This is a genomic window from Paenibacillus polymyxa (genome assembly GCF_001719045.1).
Classification (GTDB): domain Bacteria; phylum Bacillota; class Bacilli; order Paenibacillales; family Paenibacillaceae; genus Paenibacillus; species Paenibacillus polymyxa_B.
On the sequence record NZ_CP015423.1, the window covers coordinates 4569140 to 4588818 of the forward strand.

Genomic DNA, 19679 nt, shown 5'->3' on the forward strand with positions numbered 1-19679 from the left:
GCTGGAGGAATACAGGTGAAAAGAATAGATAAGATTTTAGAGTATATTGCCGAAAGCACCAAGAAAATTTCCAAAGAGGCTTTATTTGCGGGGGAAGGGATTACGGCTGCGGAAATTGCTGATGATCAAAAGATGTTGAGAAACAATGTGAGCAAAGAGTTGAATAATCTGCTGCGTGACGATCTAATCCTTAAAATCAAAGGAAGACCGGTCAGATTTCTGCACAAGCAGATTATCGAGGACACCTTTCGGGTTCGGCTGAAAGAGAAACAAATTGAGGTCAAAAGCATCAAAGAGGTATTGCTGCCTGACGAACAGGTCGATCCGTTCCATGCTTTGATCGGTTTCAGGGGCAGCATGCGTAACCAGGTTGAGCAGGGGAAGGCAGCGATTCTGTATCCTCCTAGAGGTCTGCATACCCTGATAGTCGGGCAGACGGGTGTTGGAAAAACTATGTTTGCCAGGTTGATGTACCATTATGGCAAATATATGAAGCGGTTTTCAGAGCATGCGCCATTTATCGTTTTTAACTGCGCTGATTATTTCAATAACCCCCACTTGTTACTTTCCCACATCTTTGGTCACGTTAAAGGGGCGTTTACAGGCGCTGATCATGAAAAAGCAGGGCTGGTGGAGAAAGCTGACGGAGGCATCCTGTTTTTGGATGAGATTCACCGTTTACCCCCGGAAGGCCAGGAAATGATTTTCTATTTCATGGATACTCACACCTATAACAAATTGGGCGAAACGGATCGAAAAAGAGATGCGAGTGTGTTATTGATTGGAGCTACGACGGAAGATCCCGGATCATCCATGCTGAAAACCTTCATTAGGCGCATACCCATCACGATCAATATCCCTTCCCTTCAGGAACGTGCTATTGAGGAGCAAATGCTGATTTTGAAGTATTTGTTTGCTAACGAGGCCAATAGGGTAAATAAGCCGATTAGGATTGAACCAGAGGTAGTAAGAGCACTGATCGGCAGCGTCACCTACGGCAATATCGGCCAGTTAAAGTCGAACATCCAGCTGGTATGCGCTAAAGGTTTTTTAAACAGCATACATGAAAACAAAGAAGAAATAGGACTTGATTTTAAAAACCTGCCGGGAAATATCCGAGATGGTTTGTTTAATATTGATAAAACGCAATATAAGATGAAGGAAATCGGATGTATTTCCTCGTGCCTATACATTACTCCAGAAGGAAGAAAAGCTTTGGATGAAGAGGTTGTTTCCGAGCTGCCGTTTAACCTTTACAAACTAATTGAAGACAAGATTGGCATGCTGAAGGAAGAAGGGCTCGACGACGCCTACATCCACAGATTTATTGCTACGGATGTCAATATCCATATTAAAAGCTTTTATAACCGTTTTTATAACACCAAGGGGAGCAGGGAACGAATTCTGAAAATTGTGGACAAAGACATCCTTGAATTCTCCGAGCAGATTAAGGAAATGGCCAAAAAGGAACTAAACCGAATTTACAGCGAGAGATTCGTGTATGCTTTCAGTCTTCATTTAAGCGCCTTTTTCAAGCGCACCAGAGAGAGAAAATACGGTGATGCACGAATCTATGAACCGATGAATGAACATGATGAAGAGTACAGACTGGCCCAGACTATCAAAAGTTTGATCGAGTCTAAGTTTGGTGTACATGTACCGGAGGCCGAAATAACTTATATGGCGATTCTTCTGAAATCTGTTGAGGAAGAACGACAGGGTAGTGTGGGAATTATTGTGGCAGCACACGGTACCAGTACAGCGAGCAGCATCGTCGGCGTCGTAGACAGCTTGCTGGGCAGTTCTAATCTTTGTGCTGTTGATATGCCCCTCGATGTCAGTCCTAGGGAAATTTTGGAGCTTATTATCGATAAAGTAAAGAGCATTGACCGTGGTAGAGGCGTGTTGCTGCTGGTTGATATGGGCTCTTTGCTCAATCTTGAAGAAACTATTATGGAACGTGTTGGAATCAATGTAAAGACTATTGATATGGTTTCAACTCCGCTCACGCTGGAGGCTGTCCGAAAGGCCAGTGTTTTTGACATGGGGATAGAGGAAATATACCAATCGCTAAAAGATTTCAGGGGATATAACAATAGCAGCGCCGCAGTGAAAGTAGTCCATAAGGCAATTGTGACGGTTTGCTCCTCCGGCAAAGGTGCAGCGGTCAAATTGAAAGAGTTTGTAGAGAAAGTTGTCTGCGATTTGACGGATGAGGAGATACTGGTTGTCCCGGCAAACGTAAGAGAGTTGGATAAAGTGGTCCAGGATATGCGGTCTAAGCGAACCATTCTTGCCGTGATTGGAGTAAAACGGCCAAGCGAGCCGGAAATCCCGTTTATTCCCTTGGAAAAGCTGATTGAAGCGAGCGGTGAGCAGACATTGAGAGAGCTACTGCTGAATAACAAGCAGATCCCTGCTGTGGATCAAAGTGTAGTCGTCAGGGAGTTATGCGAGGAAAGTCTGAAAGAATTTATGACTTATTTGAATCCCCACAAAATTCTGGGAATGGTGATGAGATTTGTGCAAGAGCTGGAACTTGGATTAGAAGTCAAATTTGATTATGCAACAAAAGTCCAAATTTCTACTCACACAGCTTATGCGCTGGAACGTATGGTTATTCGCGATGGACTTGTTTATCAGGGGGAAGTGAAACAGCTCGACCAGCACATATTCGAGGTGGTAAACCGTTCATGCAGCATATTTGTTTCTGGTATGAATCTTATACTTTCTGAAGACGAAAAATATTATATTTGCGAAATGTTGAGCGAAGTATATAACTTTATTCCACAGTAATGGCCAAAGAGTATAAAACGCTTTCATATGTGTATGAAAGCAGTGGAGATTGATAAATAATGATCTGTTCAGACTGGAAAAAAACCTCCGACGCAACGGGGGTTTTTTTGTTGTTTACAAAATTTCTTCTGATCTATACAGAAGTTTGGCACAGAACTTGCATCATAGATATGTGGAGAGAAAAAAAGGGGGTGAGACAGATGATCGGTGTAATTGTTGGGACACACGGGAAATTTTCTGAAGAAATACTGAGGTCAACAGAAATGGTTTTCGGCCAATTGGATAATGTGGCAGGTGTTACGTTTGAACCAGGTGAAAGTGTCAGCGGACTTGTAGAGAAATATAAGGCTGCGTTGGCATCGCTGGATTGGACGGACGGTGTTATCTTCCTTGTTGATCTATTCGGCGGCAGTCCTTATAATGCTGCCAGCCGAATTGCAGTTAACCATGAAAAAATGGATATTGTGACAGGAGTAAACCTGCCAATGATCGTTGACCTTCTTGCAAACAGAGGAATTGAACAAGTGGAGAATTTGGTAAATTTAGCGATCCATGCAGGGCACGATTCCATGATGTCTTTTCGTGCCATTCGAAACAGTCAATTAGAGGAGGAATTATAGAATGGAAATTGCATTAGTTCGTATTGATGACCGTCTGATTCACGGTCAGGTGGCGACCGTTTGGGTGAAAGAAGCGAAGTGCAATAAGATTATCGCCGTTAGCGATGATGTCGCAGCGGATACATTACGCAAAACCTTATTGCTTCAGGTGTCGCCGCCTGGAATTAAGGCGTATGTCGTAACGATTAACAAAGCGATAGAGGCTTATAATAACCCCAAATACAGTGATTTTAAAACATTGTTTCTCTTTACCAACCCTACGGATGTACTGCGGGTTGTGGAAGGGGGAGTACCCATCCGCTCGGTGAATGTTGGAGGAATGTGTTTTAAGGAAGGAAAGACGCAGATTACCGGGGCGGTATCCGTAAACCAACAGGATGTAGATGCATTTCGTAAGCTGCATGAAAAAGGCATTGAGCTGGAAATCAGAAAAGTAGCCAGTGATCCGAAAATCAACTTGATTACCAAACTGCAGGATATGTGATCGTAAATACCAGGCGGCAACTAGAGAGGAGTTATAGAAATGACTGTTTTTCAAATTGTGATGGTAACACTGGTAGCGGCCATATGTGGCATGGGTAGCGTTCTAGATGAAGGGCAAACCCATCGTCCTCTGATTGCGTGTACGTTGATTGGCCTTGTCCTTGGCGATCTCAAAACTGGCATTATACTTGGCGGTACTCTGGAATTAATGGCTTTGGGATGGATGAATGTAGGAGCATCCATGGCACCAGACGCTGCTCTAGCCAGCGTGGTTTCAACCATTTTGGTCATCGTCGGCCATCAATCGATCGGCGCCGGAATTGCCGTTGCGATTCCAATTGCAGCCGCCGGACAAGTGCTTACCATTTTTGTCAGGACGATTACTGTCTTCTTCCAGCATTTAGCTGATAAGTATGCGGAATCTGCAAATTTCAAAGGAATTGAGCTATGTCACTTTATTGCCTTACTTTTGCAAGGTCTGCGCGTTGCTTTGCCCGCTGTTTTGGTGGCAGTTGCCGCAGAAACGGGCCTGGTGACTGCTATGCTTAACGCAATTCCGGAGGTTATCACCAGAGGACTACAAATTGCGGGCGGCTTTATCGTAGTCGTAGGGTATGCGATGGTCATTAATATGATGGCAGCCAAATACCTGATGCCATTCTTCTTTCTGGGCTTTGTCATTGCAGCTTTTACCAGCATTAATCTGGTTGGTTTTGGGGTCATTGGCGCGGTTCTGGCTCTGCTTTACATCCAGTTGAGCCCAAAATACAACCAGCGTAATGAGAAGATGGAAGAAATTGAAGAGTTATAGTAACTACCTGAAGGGAGAGGAGAGCACTATGAAAGAAAAGAAGCTGACTAAAAGTGATTTAAATAAGATGTTTGTCCGTTCATGCTTCCTGTTAGGCTCGTTCAATTTTGAGCGAATGCAGTCGATCGGTTTCTGTGTCACCTTGATCCCTGCGATTAAGCGGCTGTACAGCAAGAAAGAAGATCAAAAAGAGGCATTGAAAAGACATCTGGAATTTTTCAACACTCAACCGTTTATCTCGGCGCCTATTATGGGTGTAACGGCTGCGATGGAAGAGCAGAAAGCGAGCGGCCAGCCGATTGACAATGCGACCATAAGTGGAGTCAAAGTCGGTCTAATGGGACCTCTTGCGGGAGTGGGTGACCCCATTTACTGGGGGACTTTACGTCCGGTTCTGGCTGCTCTCGGAGCCTCAATCGCCTTATCCGGCAGCCTTGTCGGACCGGTTCTTTTCTTCCTTCTCTTTAACACTGCACGCTTGGCAACGAAATGGTACGGTCTGAAATACGGTTATCACAAAGGTACGGAGATTGTCTCCGATATGTCGGGAAACCGGTTGCAAAAACTCACGGAGTCAGCCTCCATACTGGGGCTTTTCGTTATGGGCGCACTTGTTTCTAAATGGACTACCCTGAATGTGCCGCTGGTGGTATCAAGATATGTGGGAACGGATGGAAAAGAGGTTATTACGACCATTCAGATGATTTTGGATCAATTGATGCCTGGACTTTTACCACTATTATTGACCTTTTTATGTATGAGGCTACTGAAAAAGAAAGTGAACGCAATCGCTCTGATTTTTGCTTTATTCGCAGTAGGCATTATTGGGTACGCATTTGGTGTTTTGGCTTAAAACGTGCGGTCAGGGAGTCATCCTTGGCCGGACTTTGTCGGATTTTTGTGACCAAAGCAGCGTAAACATAAGATATTGAACTATAGAGTTAAATATAAACGCTTTGTCAAGAACATTACTTGGAGTTCAAAATATTAAAAGAGGATATGAAAGATGGTGAAGAGGAAGTTAAGTATGTTGCTTATTTGCAGTGGGCTATAACATCCCTTCTTCTTCCTGGGATTTGTCATTGCCGCTTTCACGAACATCAATCTAGTTGGTTTTGGGATCGTAGGAACTGTGCTGGCTCTGCTATACATCCAGCTCAGTTCGAAATACGGCGGAAATTGAAGAGCTATAAGAAAATATTTTATGAAAGAAGGGGAGTACATATGGAAGAAAAGATGATGACCAAAAACGACTCAAACAAAATATTTGTACGTTGTTGGTTCCTTAATTCCGACGATTAAGCGGCTGTACAGTAAGGTTACTACCGTTCTTACTGACCTTCCTTTGCATGAGACTGCTTAAAAAGAAAGTGAACGCCATGGCTCTCATTTTTTGCGCTATTCGCAATTGGTATTATTGGATACGCTCTCGGTGTCTTGGCTTGAATAATTCTTAAAACTATTTGGTCAAGGAGTTATCCATCACCGGGGATAGGCTTTCATTATAAGGCGTTTTGAACTGATTTATAAAATTAGTTATAAAGGGAGTGAACAAGATGAGGAGTAAAAATATGAATCGGATTTGTTCTTTAGCACTTAGTATCATCTTATTATTATCTTTAACTTCATTCACGAAAGCGTTTGCATCAGATCCAGGATATTATCAGGAAACGTACCGCAATCAATTTCATTTTTCTCCCGAGGCCAACTGGTTGAACGATCCCAATGGAATGGTTTATTACAAGGGTGAATATCATTTATTTTACCAAAATTATCCATATGGAACGACATGGGGACCGATGCATTGGGGGCATGCTGTGAGTAGAGACCTTGTTCATTGGGAACATCTACCTGTTGCACTTTCTCCTGATATCCACGGACAGATTTTTTCCGGAAGCACTGTAATCGACTGGGGAAATACAGCCGGCTTTGGAAAGGAAGCAATGGTAGCCATCTTTACCCATTCAGGTGATAAGGGTCAGGTTCAAAGCATTGCTTACAGCTTGGATAAAGGGAGAACATGGAAAAAGTATGAAGGGAATCCGGTAATGCCTGAACCTCCCGCCGCCGATTGGCGCGATCCCAAAGTATTTTGGCATGAACAATCCAATCAGTGGGTGATGTCGTTAGTTGCTAACAATAAGGTGATGTTCTATACTTCTCCCAATTTAAAAAATTGGACTTATGCCAGTGAATTTGGTCCAGATGGTGGAATACAGGCCAATAGTCTGGATTCCACTTCTTACGCGATTTCCTCACAAGAAGGTGGATCATTCAACTATGAGGGCGACATTACCCTTAATGCAAAAAATGGCCGGGAAGGATCAGGAGGACTGGTTTTTCGTTCTGATAAGCGTGCGGCCAACGGCTATGTAGTCAATCTAGATGCCAAAAATGATCGCGTAACTTTAACTAAAAATAGGAATGGAGAAAGCATTGAACTTGGGGCCAGTTCTTTGCGCCTGGATACTTCATCTACCTATCATTTACAAATTGTAACAGATAGACATCACATTCAGGTTTTTGTAAACAACCAATCGGTTATCGAACAAACGGATGATGAATTTGTATACGGCTACTATGGGTTAACCGCATGGAATTCAACAGCCTCTTTTCGAAATGTGAAATTCAATAATACATCAAACTTTGTGACCAATTTGTCAAAATGGACTGTTGTAAGCGGTTCCTGGGAAGACACCGTGAAAGGAATGACCGGGACTTCCGCGGTGAATTCATATGTAATGAGCGGGCAAGCCGGGGAAAACTTTCGATATCAGGCGAACATTGAATTATCGGATGGCGGAGATGAAATCGGCTCACTTGTTTTTCGGGCAGATGCCGAGGTGAGAAATGGATATATGGCGAGCCTCGACGCTCACAACGATAAAATAAAATTGATGAAGCTTGAGGACGGGAAGCAATCAGTTCTGGCCGAGGCCACTGTATCTCTCGCTACGTATACGGATTACCCTTTAGAGGTGAGGACCTATGGAGAGAATATAAAAGTATATTTAGATGGTAAACTTACTCAGGATGTAAATGATTCTACCTTTTCCTCCGGCGTTTTCGGCTTGCATTTGGCGAATTCCTCTGTGCTCTTCCAGAATGTTCAGTTGGGCAAAAATATCATCACAGAGGAGAATGAAATACTTAACCATGATTTTGAAACAGGGGATCTGACTGGGTGGACCAGTGTACAAGGGGAAGCATTTACTAATGACCATGTAACAGATCGAAAGGATTGGTGGGGTGGAACTTTCGACCAGCAAGGCAAGTATCATCTATGGGGGTTTTCCGATAGTCACAAGGGGGATGATGCTACTGGAGAACTGCATTCATCCTATTTCAAACTGGGTGGCTCCGGAGAGATTAACCTGATGATGGGCGGAGGCAAAGACGTCAGCAACCGTTATTTATCGTTAGTCAGAGCTTCTGACGATCAGGAATTGCTTCGTCAAACAAATACGAAATCCGAAAAGGAAACGTATAGCAGATACGTATGGGATGCTTCCAATTATATTGGTGAAGTGCTATATATCAAAGCTATAGACAATGCAACGGGACGTTGGGGGCATATCAACCTGGATGATATCAATGTTTATAATGACAAACCAATTCCGGAAGACGTTGACCAGGTTGCACAAGAGCCGGAAAAAGGCAATTTGCCACAAAGTGGCCTCATAACGGATTGGTCTGCCGTCTCAGGTTCGTGGATACCTTCTACAAACGGAAGTATAGGCGGCGTATGGGAATGTCCTGCATTAATTGAATTGCCTATTGATGGCGACCCTTCAAAAAAGAAATGGGTTCTGCAGGTAAGTATAAATCCGGGAGGACCTGCAGGCGGATCCGGAATGCAATATTTTGTAGGAAGCTTTGATGGGAAAACCTTCACCAATGAGAATTCTTCCGACCAAATATTATGGTCCGATTATGGAGCTGATTATTATGCCGGTGTGGAGTGGAGCGGAATTGAAGGGGAGAAGGGCGAGAAATACTGGCTTGGCTGGATGAATAACTGGACTTATGCTCAAGATACACCTACTTCAACATGGAGAAGTTCCATGTCACTGCCGCGAATGATGGAACTGACCCAGACAGAGGAAGGATTACGATTAAAACAAACACCAATTTCTCTGGCCGGCATTCGTGCTGAAACAAAGGGAATTTCATATATAAATGAAAAGATTAAGGGAGAAAGCGACCTCCTATCCAACTTTTCTGACGATACATTTGAAATGATTGCAGAGTTTGATCTTTCCAACACCGAAGCAACTGAGTTTGGTTTTAAGGTTCGTAAAGGAACTGAGGAATATACAACGGTCGGGTATGATGTCTACAATGAAAAGCTGTTCGTTGACCGTACGAATTCCGGGAATTATGATTTCGGACCTGATATCACAAATAAACATGAGGGCCCGCTGAAGGCTTTAAACGGTACGGTGAAAATGCATATTTTTGTTGACCGGTCAGCGCTGGAGGTGTTCGGGAATAATGGAGAAACAGTGATAACTGACCAAATATTCCCTCATCCTTCGAGTAAAGGAATGCAAATCTACAGTAAGGGCGGGGATGTGGAATTAAAGTCTTTGAAAATATTTCCGTTAAAAAGTGTCTGGAAAGCGCCCCCATCTAGTGTCTCCGTACTGTCAGATTGGACGACGATCAGCGGCAAATGGGCGGATACTATTAATGGAAAACAGGGGCAGGGCGTAGGGGATGCGTTTATTCTGGCAAGTAATTTCGGTGAGGACTTTATATATGAAGCGGACATTAAAGTGCCGGATACAGATTCGCATCCCGATGATCCTGAAAAAGATAACATAGAAAACCCCATCGGCGCAGGTGCCTTGGTCTTTCGTTCAGACCCTACGGCAAAAAATGCGTATGCAATTAATCTGGATGTAAGGAATAATGTAGTTAAGTTGATGAAATTTGTTAAAGGGACCGGTAGTGATCTTGCCATCTACAATAATGACGCGAAGCTGAAACTACGGACAAATCAGGATTATCACCTCAAAATTGTAGCTGTCGGGGATACCATAAAGGCTTATTTGGACGGACAACTGGTGATTGATACCAAAGACCAAAGTTACACACGAGGATACTTTGGGTTAAATGTAAGGGATACAACAGCATTCTTTAATAGTGTTCGAATAATATCAAGTTCCAATTCCGGCCATTCCGGTGGCAATTCTCAGAACAACAAGGGTAGCGACAGCCAGGCGGTAAAGCTGCCAGTCAAGGCATCTATTCCGGCTTCCGCCACTTCAGGAATAATGGAGTATGCTCCGGGTATTACACAAAAGGCTGATGGCAGGAAAGAAGCCGCAGTGGTCGTGGATGATCTTACTTTGCTTAAAGCTTTGCCGGTAAGAAAAGGTTCAGCACTAACTTTGCATGTGAAAGCTGCTGGGGCTGACGTGGTTATCGTTGAGCTGACCAGCATGGCCAATAAGCTTTGGAGCGAGCATCGAACTCTGGATCTTCAGTTAATTACAGAACTGGGGACGTACACCCTTCCAGCCAGCAGGGTGAATAGAAATACCTCACCTTCCAATAGCGTGCCAGGGCTGCGAATTACGTTATCCAAGGCAACAATGCAGCAAAATGCGGCTATTCAAGAAGCGGCTGTAAAAGCGGGCGCAACCGTGGAAACGACTCCTATAGACTTCAAGGCTGAAGCAGTAACAGGCAGTACAACAACCGCTCTTGATTTCGGTGATACCTATGTGAGCCGGACACTTCCGCTTTCATCAGCGATGGACCCAAATCGTTCCACCGCAGTTTGCTACGACGAAGCCAGAAGGAAACTTATCTTTGTACCGAGCATTTTTCGGGCTGGGGATGATGGAGCCTCCGTTGAAATAAAGCATAATTCCAATGGTGTATATACCGTTGTCAACAGCAGCCCAACCTTCGATGATTTACCAGCTGGGTACTGGGGCAAAGCCGACATAGAGCTACTTGCCGCAAAAGGAATTGTTGTCGGTTCGATAAAAGGAATATTTGAGCCATCCAGGCCTGTTACCCGCGCCGAATTTGCCGCTATGCTTGTTCATGCACTGGGGCTTAAAGAACGGGCGACTCCAGCCTTTAGGGATGTAGTCAAGGGTTCATGGTACAGCGGATATCTCAGCGCAGCCTATTCAGCTGGGCTGGTCAAAGGTTATGAAGACGGTGCTTTTCGTCCGGAATCGAGGATCAGCCGCCAGGAGATGGCTCTACTTGTCAATCAAGCATTACAATATACCGGGTATGTCTCAGTCAACAGCAAAAACGGGCAATCGCTAGATGGATATGCCGACCGTTCGTCTATCGCGGTTTGGGCGCAAAATGCAGTAGCCGCTGTTACAGCTCAGGGCATCGCACAAGGTATGGACACTGGACACTATGAGCCACATGCAACAACTACCCGCGCCGAGGCGGCAGTTATGATAAAACGTTTGCTTCAAAAGATTGAATTTATCAATAAATAGGCAAAATGAATAAAGTCCCCGGACTCTTAATGCAATATGCATGCGGACCGGGGACTTGCTATGTGAAATACACAATATAAGCAATTTGCTTATCTTTATAAAAATACTTAAAAACACTTAACAAAAAGCGTCTAATCGCTTATAGTGAATATAGGGATAGGGGGGGCTTTATATTTACCAAGAGGAACGACTTTTAAAAATTTTGGAGTATCTCCAAAGCCGTAACCAATTATCAAATTCGGAAATTTGTAATTTATTGAACATCTCGAGAGATACGGCAAGAAGGGATATTATTAAGCTTGTTCACGAAGGGGGGGTTATCAGAACCCATGGAGGTATTGCCTTGCCCTTATTAAAAGAAGAAATAAGAGCCTACAAGGAACGTGTAACTTCAGCAACAAAGCAAAAGATGCTCATTGCAAAAGCAGCTTCCGCGCACATCGCTGACGGAGATGTTTGTTTCATGGATGTATCGACTACCATTCAACTGCTCTGTGGGCAATTGGACAAGAATCTCACGGTTTATACACACTCGTTGGATAATGCAGAAGCTTTATCAGCAAAAAGTGAAATTAACATAAACTTGCTCGGGGGCAAATTTAATCATGAAAACCGTTTTTTTTATGACCACTACACGGCTATGCAGTTGAACGATGTTTTTTTTGACAAAGCTTTTTTAGGAGCTGCCGCCATCATGGAAGACGGAGTGTATTTTGCAAACCGTGATGATGCTTTAGTTAAAAAGCTGGTATCGGGACGTGCCAGAGAAGTATTTTTACTTGCTGATTACAAAAAATTTAATTTAACAAGCCCGTTTAAAGGCCTGAATTTTTCCGAAATTGATATTCTAATTACAAATCAGGATGCACCGGAGCACTCATTGCTGATGTTGCAGGATAGCGGAGTAGAAATTATCAAGGCGCTTGAGGAAGAATCGTGATAAATAATCGCAAGGGAGCCATCGGCCATGATACAAGCAATCTTTAGCGATATTGACGGGACGTTGTTAAATTCAAAACATCAAATTACGTCCGACACTAAAAATACAATCCAAAAAGTTGTGGGAAGAAATATCCCTTTTGTACTTGTTTCAGCGAGAATGCCAAGCGGCATTTTTCCTCTTCAGCAAGAGCTCAATATTCACGCTCCCGTCATTTGTTATAGCGGTGCTCTAATATTGGGCGGCAACAGGGAAATCCTTCATAGCATCTGTTTATCGAAAAAGAGCATTAAACGAATATACGATATTGTAATGGATCATTATCCTTCTATCAGTTTTAACTTGTATGGACATGACCAGTGGATCGTTGGCAACATTCAAAATCCTTGGGTAATTCAGGAAGCGGAAATTATTAATGGCTCCCCCATACAGAGGTTACTCCCCTCATATATAGAAGAAGATCATGATATTCACAAAATTTTATGCATGGGAGATCCCGAAGGCATTGAGCGGCTTGTACAACAAATCAATAAAGAAGTTACTGGTATCAGTGTTTATAAATCCAAGGGAACTTATCTGGAAATTATGGATGAGATGGTGTCCAAATCGTATGCCATTCAGGAGCTCGAGGGGATATTTAATATTACTTATCGTGAATCGATGGCCATTGGAGACAACTATAATGACATGGATATGATTTTGTACGCAGGCCTTGGGATTGCAATGGGAAATGCGCCGGAGGAAGTTAAGAAAATTGCCGACAGGGTCACATCGAGCAATGATGAAGACGGTTTGAAAATAGGCTTGGAGGAATACATTTTGTCCGTTTGAAATGATCCAGTACATTGGATATCCAAACACCAAAAGACGGTAGGCATTGGAAATAGAAGAGAGGTGTTAACTAGTTACTTATTTCGAATAGCAGGAGGCAACCTGACAACAGAGTATTATGGATTTTCTTCTAGACCTATTATGCCTATCGCAGCTAAAATGCTATTTTCCAAAGAAGTGCTAAAAGAGGGTGCACGCCTCATCCAACAACTAAAAGTATCGAAGGATGATATCAGGATACTAAAACTCTATAATATGATGGCAGTAACTTAACAATGTTTTGTTTTAATTAGGTTAATTAGGCAAGCGCTTTCTCGTTCTGTCGACTGTCATTGTTTACAATGCCTGAATAGTTGGTCGAATTATCATTTTACTCATAGATGTATCATCAGGATCATTTATTGCATTAGCAATAGCTTTGCAATCCGATCAGGATAAATGCTAAGTCTGCAATATGAATTATAATGGTTTATGAGAATATCTGAGTTAATTAAAGATGAAAAGTTTTTGGCAATCGAAAAAAATCCTGACCTGCCTTATATAAAAGAAAACGACTACGTAGGATAAGTACTCGTTTTCTTTTGATTAAACTCCCTCGATATGTTTTAGTTTCTCACTTCATCTTCAAAAGAATGACTAAAAAGGTATCCAGCGACCTTAGAGATCGTCGGACACCTTTTGCTGTTCTTACGCTTCATTCCTTGATTCAACCTTGCGCTACGAAACGATTAACTTCTTCCAACGACGGCAAGGCTGCAATCGCTCCAACTTTAGTGCACACGATGGCGCCGACTTGATTGGCAAGTGTCACAAATTCCTGCTGCTGCTTCGCGTTGGAGGTAAATGCCTTAGGCTGACTCAGCTGGCTGATTTGATACAGCATTGCTCCGACGAAGGCATCTCCGGCACCAGTAGAGTCGATCGATTTGACAGCGATACTGCCGATTAACGAACGGGAGGCACCACTTGAGATGAGGGTTCCTTCTTTCCCCAAGGTAACCGCCACCGTCTTGGCTCCCAACCCATGCAAAAGATCCAATGAAGCATCGCGGTCAGCCAGCCCTGTAATGATGTTTAATTCCTCTTCGCTTACCTTTACCAAATCCGCATTGTGTATTCCTCTTCTGGACAGTGTGATAAATTCCCCCTGCCTGTCTTTCCAGAGGTCCCCCCGGTAATTGGGATCAAAGGAGGTGAATTGCCCGTTGGCCTTCGCTCCATCCAATAAAGACAAATACGCTTCTCGGAAAGGATCGGCGAGCAAGGCCGTTGCCGATCCAAAATGCAGAATGGCAGCCTGTCGGGTCCATTCTCTATCAATGTCCTGCAGAGACAGTTGACGGTCAGCTCCCCGGTTGAACACGAAATCCCGTTCGCCGTTAGCGGCAAGGGAAACAAAGGCCAGTGTAGTCGGCGTTGACGGATCAAAAAGGAGCATGGACGTATCCACATGCTGCTCATCCAACGTTTGCTTCAGGTACATGCCAAAGGGATCAGCCCCGACTTTCCCCAAGAATGACGCTTTTCCTCCGAGCTTGGCTACGGCTGCGCTTACATTTGCCGGAGCGCCGCCGGCCTGCTTGGAGAAATGCTGACCCTTGGCAAGATTAACATCAATATCCGTGCAGAAAAAATCAATGAGCAACTCGCCCACACAAAGAACCGTTCTGTCATTTTTCACTTTGATTCACCTCTTGGTAGATTTAGTTTAGAACAGGGGTCGAGTCCCGGTATACGATATCCGTTGCAACATGAGTCACTCGGTATGGCATGGTATTGTCTTTGATTCTGGACAATAACATTTCGGCTGAAATAATCCCCATCTGACTACTGTAAATATGCACGGTTGTAAGATGAGGCTCGACAACCCGGGATTCCAAAGCATCATCGAACCCGCAGACAGCAATATCTTCCGGGACTTTAATCCCTTTGTTTTTCAAAGATTTGATCACGCTGATGGCAATGAAATCATTGGCACAAATAAAGACGGAGGGACATTCCCTCAGGGCATCCAACTGCTGTTCCATCCAGTTCTCCTCTAGAACGAAGTTGCGGTCAGGCGCTACAATGCTATGGGCAGGATCTACGGCGATTCCTGCTTCTGCTAAGGCCTTATTAAATCCGGTCCAGCGTTCATTAAAACTTTTGCAGTGATTGTAATCGCCTACAAAACCGAAGCTTTCATAGCCATAATCGATTAATTTCCGGGTAACACAGTATGTGCTGTGTTCATTTTCCATTAATACTAGATCCGCCTTCAATTCTGGATACATCATATCCGCAGCGCAATCAATAAAAATGGTTGGGATGCCAAGATCTGTGATCAGCTTGCTGTATTCCTTGCTGAACATTTCGATGCAGAAGATGCCAGCCACATTCGAAGGTTCAAAATTGCCGGGTAGGGTCATCGAATTGATATCATTCTCACGGACAAAATAAATAGATAAAGTATAGCCCTGTTTGCTGATTTCCTTCTCCAGTCCGCTAATCAACAATGATCCAAAGTGTGAGCTATTAGGAAGATTACAGGTCAAAAGTGCGATATTGCCTTGTTTTTCAGAAGCTGTTTCCATATAAGAAAATTGTTTGTATTTAAGCTCCATTGCTTTTTTGACCACCTTGTCCCTAGTAACGGCGGGAATACTCTCCACTCCATTAAGCGCCTTGGAGGCAGTGTTTCTGGAAATCCCCAAGGCATCAGCGATATCTTGTATCGTAACCTTTGACTTTCTCGTCATATTGTTCACCTTATTCTCCGAATTAAGATTCTTCATATTTCTAAATATATAGTATTTTCATGTTTTTAACAATGTATTTATTCAAATGAACAATATAAGTTTACGTTTGTTTATTTATATTGTGTATTTTTGATATATTTTTGCTAAAAACATTATAATTATCTTGAAATACGCTTTTCGAATGAATTTTTCACCCGAAATATATTGACTAATTAAATGTACATCTGATAAATTGTAAGAGTAAAAATGTTCAAATGTAAATTGTAAGCCCATTCATTTTGGGAATGTGTAAAATTCTCGTTCTGTTGGAGGTGTGGATATTACAAGCAAGTATTTGAAAAACATCTTGGTTAATTATGTCAGAGAGATGACATAACATGGCTTATATTTTGTGTCGTATAACAAGCCGTGAACAGTAGGAGGGAAAATATTGGCAAATTCGATCGTTCAAAAAAGGGGACTAAAGGCTTCAGAAACAAAAAAAAGAAACCATTGGTTAAGTTATATGCTTCGAAATTATATATTGTATTTGTTTCTGCTTCCGTCCATAATTCTTACCGTCATTTTCAAGTATGTTCCCATGTACGGCTCGATCATTGCGTTTAAAAATTTCAGCCCAAGAAAAGGCATCCTCGGCAGCGAGTGGGTTGGATTTGAACATTTTCAGCGGTTTCTTTCATCACCAAATTTTTATGACATTTTAATGAATACGCTTAAATTAAGCGCTTACGGTCTTATTCTCGGCTTCCCAGTACCAATCATTCTGGCCTTAATGCTAAATCTGGTCAGAGGAGCGAAGTTCAAGAAGAATATTCAGCTTATTGTATACGCACCTAACTTCATCTCGGTTGTTGTTGTTGCCGGTATGCTGTTTGTTTTTCTATCGCCAGCTGGAATAGTGAACGCTTTGGTAACAACCTTCACCGGCAAGCCGATTGCTTTTATGACTGATCCTGCCTATTTCCGAACGGTATATATTTTGTCCGGTATATGGCAAACAGCGGGCTGGTCCTCTATTATTTATGTGGCCACCTTAGCCAATGTGGACCCGCAGTTGCATGACGCTGCAACAATTGATGGCGCTTCATTGATGAAGAGAATCTTCCACATTGATCTGCCAGCTCTTAAACCCGTCATGGCCGTCCTGTTCATTCTCGCTGCAGGAGGTATTATGTCGATCGGCTATGAAAAGGCTTACCTGATGCAGACTGCTCTGAACACACCTACCTCGGAAATCATCGCGACTTACGTATACAAGGTGGGGTTGCAATCCGGCGATTATGCTTATTCTACGGCAATCGGGTTGTTCAATTCCGTAATTAATGTATTCCTGTTGATTTTCGTAAATACCGTCGTCAAGAAGCTGAACGAAGGAGAAGGGCTGTATTAAAGAAGGAGGTATTTATGGATATTCATTACACCGGGAAGGACCGGATTCTGCTCATCATCAATTATATTCTACTTGGTTTGTTTGTTCTCGCTATTCTGTTACCGCTGGTTTATGTGGTGCTTTCGTCCTTTTTAACTCCAAATACCCTGATTACCAAAGGGTTTGCCATTACATCATCAGACTGGACACTCACGGGATATGCCAAAATCCTAAGCAACAGTGCCATGATCCGCGGTTTTTTTAATGCTATTTTTTATTCAGCAGCCTTTGCGTTCGCAACCGTATTATTTTCCGTCTTCGCGGCTTATCCGCTTGCGATTGAAGAGTTGGTAGGGAAACGATCCATTATGATCTTTTTCCTGATAACGATGTTTTTCGGTGGCGGTCTGATTCCTACCTATCTGGTGATTAAGGATTTAGGCATGTTGAATACGGTCTGGGCCATTATTCTACCCGGCTCGATCAGCGTATTCAATATTATTCTGGCAAAGACTTATTTCCAGGGACTTCCGAAAGAACTGTTCCAGGCGGCGAGTATAGACGGAGCTTCCGAGCTCAGTATTTTCTTTAAAATCGTCCTGCCGCTTTCCAAGCCTATTATTTTTGTTCTAGCTTTATACGCTTTTGTCGGACAGTGGAATTCTTATTTCGACGCCATGATTTATCTGGATGATCCGAAGCTGTTTCCGCTTCAACTGGTACTGCGCTCCATTTTGATACAGAATCAGGTTCAGCCCGGCATGATTGCCGATGCGATGGCACAAGCGGAGCTTAAGAAATTGTCTGAAATGATTAAGTACTCTGCCATTGTCATATCAAGTTTGCCTTTGATTGTCATGTATCCATTCTTCCAGAAGTATTTCGAAAAGGGTGTCATGGTAGGTTCGATCAAATAACAAATCGGGGGAATAGAGATGAAAAAAACATTACTAACCTTGTCTGTGTTGGCACTTTCTACTTCACTGCTTGCCGGATGTGGCGGTTCAGGCAATAATTCTGCGGCATCCGAAGATTACAAGCTGCAAAATGTTACTCTGCCGCTTAAAGAGAAAGTTACTTTGCATTTTATGACTCAAAGCTCGCCGCTGGCACCTTCCGATCCAAATGAAAAGTTGATTTATAAAAGACTGGAAGAAAAAACAGGGGTGCATATCGATTTTACCAACTTCACCTCCGATTCCTTCATTGAAAAAAGAAACCTTGCTGTTGCCAGTGGAGATCTTCCAGATGCCATACTGGATGCCGGATATTCTGATTACGATTTGTTGAATCTCGGAAAGGATGGAACTATTATCCCTTTAGAGGATTTGATTCAAAAATATATGCCGAATCTGCAGAAGGTATTGAAGGAAGCACCTGAGTACAGATCCATGATAACCGCACAGGACGGGCACATTTATGCCTTTCCTTGGATTGAAGAACTGGGTTCTGAGAAGGAGAGCATTCATTCTGTAAACGACATGCCATGGATCAATGTGGAGTGGCTGAAAAAGCTGGGACTTAAAATGCCAAAAACCACCGAGGATTTAAAAAAAGTTCTGCTCGCATTTAAAAATGGCGACCCTAACGGAAATGGCCAAGCGGATGAAATCCCGCTGTCCTTTATGCTCAATAACGGCAATGAGGACCTGAATTTTCTGTTCGGATCATTCGGTCTTGGGGACAACGGCGATCATACGGTAGTGACCAATGAGGGGAAAGTGGTCTTCACTGCCGATCAGGATGGTTATAAAGAGGGGATTAAATATCTTAATGAGCTGTATAAGCTGAACCTGATCGACGAAGAGTCATTCGAGCAGGATTACAATACGTATCTGGCCAAAGGCCAGAATGAAAAATATGGTCTCTACTTTCAATGGGATAAGGCGAACATCTCAGGAGATAACGATAAATATGAATTGATGAATCCGCTCGCCGGGCCAAGCGGTGAAGTCAATGTGACCCGCACGAACAATCTCGGCTTTGACCGGGGGAGAATGGTGATTACCAGTGACAACAAAAATCTTGAGCTTACGGCAAAATGGATTGACCAACTGTATGATCCTATCCAGTCCGTACAGGACAACTGGGGCACCTACGGCGACAAAACTCAGCAGAACATTTTTGAATACGATGAAGCGAGTCATATGCTGAAGCATCTTCCGCTTAAGGGAACGGCCCCTGTCGAGCTGCGGCAAAAAACGAATATCGGCGGTCCATTGGCAATTCTTGACGAGTATTACGGAAAAGTAACGACCAAGCCCGATGATGCAGTGGGACGGCTTAAGCTCATGAAGGAAAGACTCGTTCCTTATATGAAGGCTGACCATAATTTCCCGAAAGTCTTCTTCTCGCTGGAGGATCAGAAGCAGATCTCCACATTGGAAACCGATTTGTTTGCTTACGTTAACCGCAAGCGGGCGGAATGGATCAAGACGGGTAAAGTGGAAGAAGAATGGGCCGAATATAAAGCCGAGCTGTCCAGACTGGGGCTAGATAAATGGCTGAAAATCAAACAAAAAGGCTATGACAGATATCTTAAAGATCAAGGCTGAAACATTTAAATGGTAGTATCTCAAATTCATTTGCAAACGAGCAAACTCAAATTATTA

The 19679-nt window shown here is 43.2% G+C and carries 13 protein-coding genes and 2 pseudogenes; 13 read left to right on the plus strand and 2 right to left on the minus strand.

All coding sequences use genetic code 11. From position 1 onward, the window contains the following. Positions 1 to 15: 15 nt before the first annotated feature. The 10 genes and pseudogenes from AOU00_RS20620 to AOU00_RS20660 all read left to right on the plus strand — a co-directional run bounded on the left by AOU00_RS20620 (position 16) and on the right by AOU00_RS20660 (position 12960). A complete protein-coding gene (locus AOU00_RS20620; protein WP_069291546.1) occupies positions 16 to 2796 on the plus strand; it encodes a sigma-54-dependent transcriptional regulator in 2781 nt (926 codons plus the stop codon). A 200-nt stretch (positions 2797 to 2996) separates the two neighbouring features. Further along, positions 2997 to 3416, plus strand: coding sequence for a PTS sugar transporter subunit IIA (locus AOU00_RS20625; RefSeq protein ID WP_013309476.1), 420 nt, complete (start codon positions 2997 to 2999; stop codon positions 3414 to 3416). Between the two features lies 1 nt (position 3417). Next, on the plus strand, positions 3418 to 3900 hold the full coding sequence (locus AOU00_RS20630; RefSeq protein WP_039269822.1) for a mannose/fructose/sorbose PTS transporter subunit IIB: 483 nt from the start codon (positions 3418 to 3420) through the stop codon (positions 3898 to 3900). A gap of 39 nt (positions 3901 to 3939) precedes the next feature. Then, positions 3940 to 4710 carry a PTS mannose/fructose/sorbose transporter subunit IIC gene (locus AOU00_RS20635; RefSeq protein WP_023988666.1) on the plus strand — a complete coding sequence of 257 codons (771 nt, stop codon included), beginning with the start codon at positions 3940 to 3942 and terminating at the stop codon, positions 4708 to 4710. Between the two features lie 28 nt (positions 4711 to 4738). After that, positions 4739 to 5563: a PTS mannose transporter subunit IID gene (gene manZ / locus AOU00_RS20640; protein WP_069291547.1), complete on the plus strand. Its 825-nt coding sequence runs from the start codon at positions 4739 to 4741 to the stop codon at positions 5561 to 5563. 204 nt (positions 5564 to 5767) lie between these two features. Continuing rightward, positions 5768 to 5893: pseudogene (locus AOU00_RS27190) on the plus strand (PTS mannose/fructose/sorbose transporter subunit IIC); the annotation flags it as partial. A 388-nt stretch (positions 5894 to 6281) separates the two neighbouring features. Continuing rightward, positions 6282 to 7328, plus strand: a pseudogene (locus AOU00_RS27605) (glycoside hydrolase family 32 protein); the annotation flags it as partial. 762 nt (positions 7329 to 8090) lie between these two features. Next, complete coding sequence (locus AOU00_RS27200; RefSeq protein WP_237166407.1) at positions 8091 to 11189, plus strand: GH32 C-terminal domain-containing protein; 3099 nt, start codon at positions 8091 to 8093, stop codon at positions 11187 to 11189. A 199-nt stretch (positions 11190 to 11388) separates the two neighbouring features. Then, positions 11389 to 12129: a DeoR/GlpR family DNA-binding transcription regulator gene (locus tag AOU00_RS20655; RefSeq protein ID WP_257785386.1), complete on the plus strand. Its 741-nt coding sequence runs from the start codon at positions 11389 to 11391 to the stop codon at positions 12127 to 12129. 27 nt (positions 12130 to 12156) lie between these two features. Further along, positions 12157 to 12960: a Cof-type HAD-IIB family hydrolase gene (locus AOU00_RS20660; RefSeq protein WP_069291551.1), complete on the plus strand. Its 804-nt coding sequence runs from the start codon at positions 12157 to 12159 to the stop codon at positions 12958 to 12960. Positions 12961 to 13666: 706 nt separating this feature from the next. Here the strand turns inward: AOU00_RS20660 and AOU00_RS20670 are convergent. Next, on the minus strand, positions 13667 to 14641 hold the full coding sequence (locus AOU00_RS20670; protein ID WP_069291553.1) for a carbohydrate kinase family protein: 975 nt from the start codon (positions 14639 to 14641) through the stop codon (positions 13667 to 13669). A gap of 22 nt (positions 14642 to 14663) precedes the next feature. Further along, positions 14664 to 15698: a LacI family DNA-binding transcriptional regulator gene (locus AOU00_RS20675; protein ID WP_061831435.1), complete on the minus strand. Its 1035-nt coding sequence runs from the start codon at positions 15696 to 15698 to the stop codon at positions 14664 to 14666. Between the two features lie 505 nt (positions 15699 to 16203). Between AOU00_RS20675 and AOU00_RS20680 the strand changes: the two genes are divergently transcribed. The 3 genes from AOU00_RS20680 to AOU00_RS20690 are packed head-to-tail and all read left to right on the plus strand — an operon-like array spanning position 16204 to position 19622. Further along, positions 16204 to 17088 (plus strand): ABC transporter permease, encoded by an 885-nt coding sequence (locus AOU00_RS20680; protein ID WP_230584986.1) that lies wholly within the window; start codon positions 16204 to 16206, stop codon positions 17086 to 17088. A gap of 14 nt (positions 17089 to 17102) precedes the next feature. Further along, complete coding sequence (locus AOU00_RS20685; protein ID WP_013309484.1) at positions 17103 to 17984, plus strand: carbohydrate ABC transporter permease; 882 nt, start codon at positions 17103 to 17105, stop codon at positions 17982 to 17984. Positions 17985 to 18002: 18 nt separating this feature from the next. Then, entirely contained in the window at positions 18003 to 19622 is a 1620-nt protein-coding gene (locus tag AOU00_RS20690; RefSeq protein ID WP_069291554.1) for an ABC transporter substrate-binding protein, read from the plus strand. The last annotated feature ends 57 nt before the right edge of the window (positions 19623 to 19679 follow it).